Origin of the sequence: Actinoallomurus acaciae, assembly GCF_042429965.1 — a bacterium.
GTDB lineage: Bacteria > Actinomycetota > Actinomycetes > Streptosporangiales > Streptosporangiaceae > Actinoallomurus > Actinoallomurus acaciae.
On record NZ_JBHLZP010000552.1, the window covers coordinates 1 to 5,194 of the forward strand.

A 5,194-nucleotide genomic window follows, 5' to 3' on the forward strand; every position below is an offset into this window, starting at 1 on the left:
CCGCGCCGGCGCCCGCCTGCGCGGCGCCGCTCAGCCCGAGCGCGAGGACCAGCGCGACCAGCAGGCAGGCCAGCGGCGACCTGCGCGTGCGGTCGGCGGCCTGCATCGAACCTCCTGGTCTGGGTGGCCTTCGAACCTACCTTTGATCTCGCGAGAGCGCGTCCCGGCATTCGGGCCGGGCGCGGATCGGATCTCTTGGCCGGTGACAGTGCATTGATTCCCGCCCTGCCCGTCCCGGGAAACGAAGGCTCTGCCACACGAGTGCGCGCGGGTGGAAGGAATCTCCACCCCTCACGGCTGGGGGTCAGTCCAGCCCCTTCCTGCCGGGCGTCCAGAACGGTTTGGTGATCACTGAGCGGCGCGGCCAGCCGCGTTCGCGCACGAGGTGGGCCCGTACCGCCTGGACGGTCCGTGCCTCGCCCGCGACGTAGGCGGTGCCCGGCTCGTCCGGCAGTGACAGCTCGCGCACCGCCGCGACGAGGGTCGCCGACGAGGCGGCGGGCGCACCCTCGCGGAAGCGCCACGTGAGGTCCACCGGCAGCCGGTCGTCCGGGGTGTCCGCCTCGATGACGCCGTACACCGGCGCGTCTTCGAGCGCCCGCAGCATCGGCCCGAACGCCACCGCGGCGGTCTCCTCGCCGGCGAACACGTGGTACGGCGACGGCCGCGTCACCAGGGTGCCCTCGGGCCGGCCGAAGAGGACCTCCTCGTCCGGGCGTACGGCGCGGGCCCAGCGGGCGCCGGGGCCGTCGCCGTGGTCGAGCACGCGCAGTTCGATCGAGGCGCCGTCGTAGTCCCAGATGGAGTACGCGCGGCGTGTCATCGGCCCGCCCGCCGCGACGCACACGTGCTGGCCCGGCTTCCAGTCGAGGCCCGGTGCGGAGATCACGATCCGGCGCATGCGCGGGGTGGCCGGCTCGACCGCGACGACAGTGCCGCGGACGTACAGGCGGTCGATGAGGGCAGTGCCGATACGGCTCATCGCGGTTCCTCTCAGTCAAGATATATCGTGACTGTAGATCACGGTGCGCCTCATGGCCACGGGAATGACGAGAAATATCGCGAGTCGGCGTGGTTCCGGTCAGGCGAACGTGCGCCGCCGTACGTGGACCGCCTGGAGCAGGCCCAGCGCGACCATGTTGGCGAGCGTCGCCGACCCGCCGTACGACAGGTAGGGCAGGGGCACGCCCGTGATCGGCATCAGGCCGAGGCACATGCCGATGTTCTCGAAGGCCTGGAAGCCCAGCCAGCACGCGACACCCGCGGCCAGCAGGACGCCGAAGCTGTTCTCACAGTTGATCGCGATGCGCAGCGCACGCCACACCACGAGGCCGAGGAGCGCGACGATCAGCGCGGACCCGATGAAACCGAGCTCCTCCCCGGCCACGGTGAAGATGAAGTCGGTGTGCTGCTCGGGCACGAAGTGCCCGGCTGTCTGCGGGCCGCGGAACAGCCCGCGGCCGAACAGTCCGCCCGAGCCCACCGCGATACGCGCCTGCGCGGCGTTGTATCCGACGCCCTTCGGGTCCGCGGCCGGGTAGGCGAAGGCGATGAACCGGTCGACCTGGTACGGCTTGAGCACGTGCAGCTGCCAGCCGCCGAGGGCCGCCGCCACGGCTCCGCCGGACAGCGCGAACAGCCAGCGCCGGGAGACCCCGGACACCGCCACCATCGCCAGGATCAGCACGCCGAGGACCATCGTCGTGCCGAGGTCCGGCTGCATGACGATCAGGCCGACGACCACGCCCGCGAGCACGAGGGAGGCGAGCAGGTCGCCGGTGCCGGGTTCGCTGTGGCCGTCGCGTGGCTCGCCGAGCAGGACCGCGAGCACCATCACCAGCCCGACCTTGCCGAACTCGGCCGGCTGGAGCTGGAAGCCGCCGCCCACCTCGATCCACGAGTGGTGGCCCTTGATCGTCGAGCCGAGCGGCGTGAGCACGGCCACGAGCCCGACGCAGGACGCGACGTAGAGCACCGGCGCGTACGCGCGGACCAGCCGGTAGTCCAGCATGGACACCCCGAGCGCCAGGAGCAGGCCGACCGCCACGGTCAGCAGGTGCTTCTTCAGGTAGCTCTCCGGGTCGCGCCCGGCCTGGACCAGCCCCGGCCGGGTGGCCGACCAGACGAGCAGCGTGCCCAGCCAGGTCAGCCCGAGAACGGCGCTCAGCAGCACCCAGTCGAGGCGCCGGAAGATGGACCCGCGACCGATCGCGCGCCGTATCGGCGAACGCCGAAATGTGGACAGCGAACCGCCGTAGCCAGCGGACATGCAGGGTGCCTACCCCGTCGGACCACGGCCGGGGTCCCGATCGCCTCCTATTCGCGCAATCGTTTGACAAGCCCGGTGAACTGCGGTTTCACTGAAAACGGCGCCTCAACGCGAGGCGTGACGCATGCTCTGAGGAGGTGAGATGGATTTGAGTTCCTGTCATCTCGGCCGGTGTCCCACCGGCGACGATCCGTCGCACCCGGCATGCGCCACCGCTGACGCGTGACGGGTCCGGCGCCGCGCCCCCGGGCGCGGAGACGGGAGGTCCGTCATGACCATCGTCTTCAGCATCCCCGGCGACCTCGCCGCGGCGATGCGCGCACTGCTTCCGTTCCTCGAGCCGATCGCGCTGGCCATCGCCGGCGCCTTCGGAGCGGGCGTCTGGACGCAACTCGGGCTGGACATCGGGTTCAGGCTCGCCCGGCGCGCGCTGTGCGCCTGAGCGAGAAGGTCACGACTCCGGGCGGCGCCGGCCGAATGTGGCCGAGCGCAGGCCCGGAGCCAGCCCGTCCAGGTCGGCGTCCGGCCACTTCTGCCGGAGCGCCCGCACCAACGCGATGACCATCCCCCGGCCGCCGATGCCGGGGGAGGTCTTGCCCGAGTGACGGGCCCACAGGTCGTTGACGATGTCGACGTAGGCCTCCGACGGCGGCACGCAGGCGGCCTCGCGGAGAAGGTCGACCGTCGTCGCGACCGGGAGCGAGCGCGCGTCCTCGCGCAGCCGGAGCAGGACCGGCCGGACCAGCGCCGGGAACGTCGGCAGGGCCTCGAAACAGGGCGCGTAGTAACCCACCCGCTCCCACGCGGGCGTCTCCTTGGCGTAGTCCAGCAGCGAGAGCAGGTACGCGGGCAGGACCGCGCCGTCCTCGCCCCGGCGCCAGCGGATCTGCTCGCCCATCGCCTGCAGGAACGGCACGGCCTGGAACAGCAGCATCCCCGTGTGCCAGTTCGGCAGGAACGCCATCTCCCTGATCGACAGGCCGAGGTAGCTCGAGGCCGGCACGGCGAGGTCGTACGCCTTCGGGTCGTGCGACAGGAGCACGTCGTAGTCGGTGGTGTCGGTCGTCGAGCCGGGCGGCACGATGACGAACGTGTCCAGCAGGCGCGCGGGCGAGCCGTCCTCGCGGGTCAGGGTGACGTCGACACCGGCCTCGCCGCGGCTCACCCGTCCCCGCACGGTGTTCATCAGGCCGCTCCACTCCGACGCGGTCAGCTGGCCCTTCCACAGGTGCGCGTGCTCGGTCCAGCGTTCGACGGCGGCGCCCGCGCCGGCGAACATCGCGCGTACGCCGATGCCCTCGGCGGACAGCAGCACGAGCAGCACCGTCAGGTTCGCGGAGTAGGCGGCCAGGCGGCGGGTGAGCGGGTGACGCGCCGGCTCGTACGCCGCATGCGACCGGCTCGGATGGGTGTACAGCGCGCCGTCGAGCACTTCGAGCAGCAGCCCCCGATAGCCGTCACGCGTCTCCGGAGGCAGCCCGTGGAAGATCGCGGCGAGGAAGTCGGTCACGGGCGCCCGCTCCGCCAGGCACGCGAACGACAGGATCGAGAACAGGAAGCCGTCGTCGAGCCGCCCGGCCGCCGCGGTCGGCCGGTCGCGGACCAGGTCGTGCACGGCCACGAGGTCCCCGAGCGTCCGGTTGGTCAGCCAGGCGACCAGGAACTCCCCGAACGTCGTGTGCAGGAACTCGTACGTGCGGGTGCGGTGGCCGCGGGCGTGCGCCTCGGACCGGTGGATGAAGAAGAACCGGCCGATCGCCCGCTGGGCCAGGCTGAGCGCCGCCTCGTCGCCGGGCTCGGCGGCGTCCGGCTCCGGGCGCAGGAGCGCCAGGTCGCGGTCGAGCTCGGCGTCGGAGATGCTCTGGCGCCCGCGGGCGAACATGCCGAGCGCGACCATCGCCAGCCGGTCCAGCTCGTTCTCGGCGAGCTTGCGCTGCGCGGACGCCGACAGCGACTGGTTGCCGGGGTACTTGCGGATCTCCCGCAGCGCGAAGTCCATCAGCAGCGCCTCGTACAGCTCGGCCCGGCCCAGGTCGGCGTCGCGGGTCACCAGGGCGTTCTCGGTCGCGTCGAAGATCGCGAGCATGAGCAGGAGCAGCGGCTGGCAGGCCAGCTCGCGGTGGGACAGCGCCGCCTCGGGGGTCAGCGGGCGCAGCCCGCGCTCCCGCAGCAGGTCGGCGTTGTGCCGCCGCCAGACCTCCAGCCACTGCCGCACCTGGGCGTCCGTGAACGGCTGGAGCTGGAGCGCGATGCTGCCCGCCGGGTACCGCACCCGGTCGGCGACGACCGTACGGCTCGTGACGAGCACGACGACGGGGCGGTCCAGCGCGAGCTGCCGCCGCTGGAAGTCGCGCACCTGCTCCAGGTAGTCGTAGCGGTTGACCCCGGCGGCCTGCAGGAGCTCGTCGAAGCCGTCGAGCATGACGACCGGCAGCGCGTCGCCGGCCGCGTCGAGCAGGTCGTGGAAGGCGACGCGTTCGCCCGCCTGCCGGAAGATCGCCTGCTCGATCTGCTCCTGGATCAGCGACTCGGCCTCGACGTCGCGCAGCTCGACGCGGATCGGCAGGAAGTCCTGTTCGGGCAGCCGCGCGGCGAGGACCTCGGTGAGCTTGGACTTGCCCGAGCCGGGCTCGCCGAGCACCACCAGCGGCACGCGTACCGCACGCGGCAGCGTGAGGTATCCGGCGAGGAACCTCTCGACGTACGGCACCGGCTCGTGGGCGTTCCACCACTCCTGCCCGGACGGCGTGTCACCCGGGCCCACCTCGGCGGCCTTGCAGCGCGGGCTGACGTACGCCTCGCCGAGCGCGGGCAGCGAGACCCACTCCGGCGCGTGCCCGGTGGCGACGACCGGGTCGGCGAGCGCGGCGCGGTAGGCGCGGATCAGGTGGCTGCGCGGCCGGTCGCCGGACTGCCGGCCCGCCA

General features: G+C 72.3%; 4 protein-coding genes. 1 reads left to right on the forward strand and 3 read right to left on the reverse strand.

Translation table 11 applies throughout. The features are described from left to right. Nucleotides 1-304: 304 nt before the first annotated feature. On the reverse strand, nt 305-982 hold the full coding sequence (locus ACFFNX_RS41545; protein WP_378211690.1) for a siderophore-interacting protein: 678 nt from the start codon (nt 980-982) through the stop codon (nt 305-307). Nucleotides 983-1,081: 99 nt separating this feature from the next. Continuing rightward, nucleotides 1,082-2,269 (reverse strand): rod shape-determining protein RodA, encoded by a 1,188-nt coding sequence (gene rodA, locus ACFFNX_RS41550; RefSeq protein WP_378211691.1) that lies wholly within the window; start codon nt 2,267-2,269, stop codon nt 1,082-1,084. A 271-nt stretch (nt 2,270-2,540) separates the two neighbouring features. Between rodA and ACFFNX_RS41555 the strand changes: the two genes are divergently transcribed. Then, a complete protein-coding gene (locus tag ACFFNX_RS41555; protein WP_378211692.1) occupies nt 2,541-2,711 on the forward strand; it encodes a hypothetical protein in 171 nt (56 codons plus the stop codon). A 9-nt stretch (nt 2,712-2,720) separates the two neighbouring features. Here ACFFNX_RS41555 and ACFFNX_RS41560 read toward each other — a convergent pair. Next, on the reverse strand, nt 2,721-5,194 hold a 2,474-nt coding region (locus ACFFNX_RS41560), incomplete at its 5' end, for an NACHT domain-containing protein (protein ID WP_378211693.1).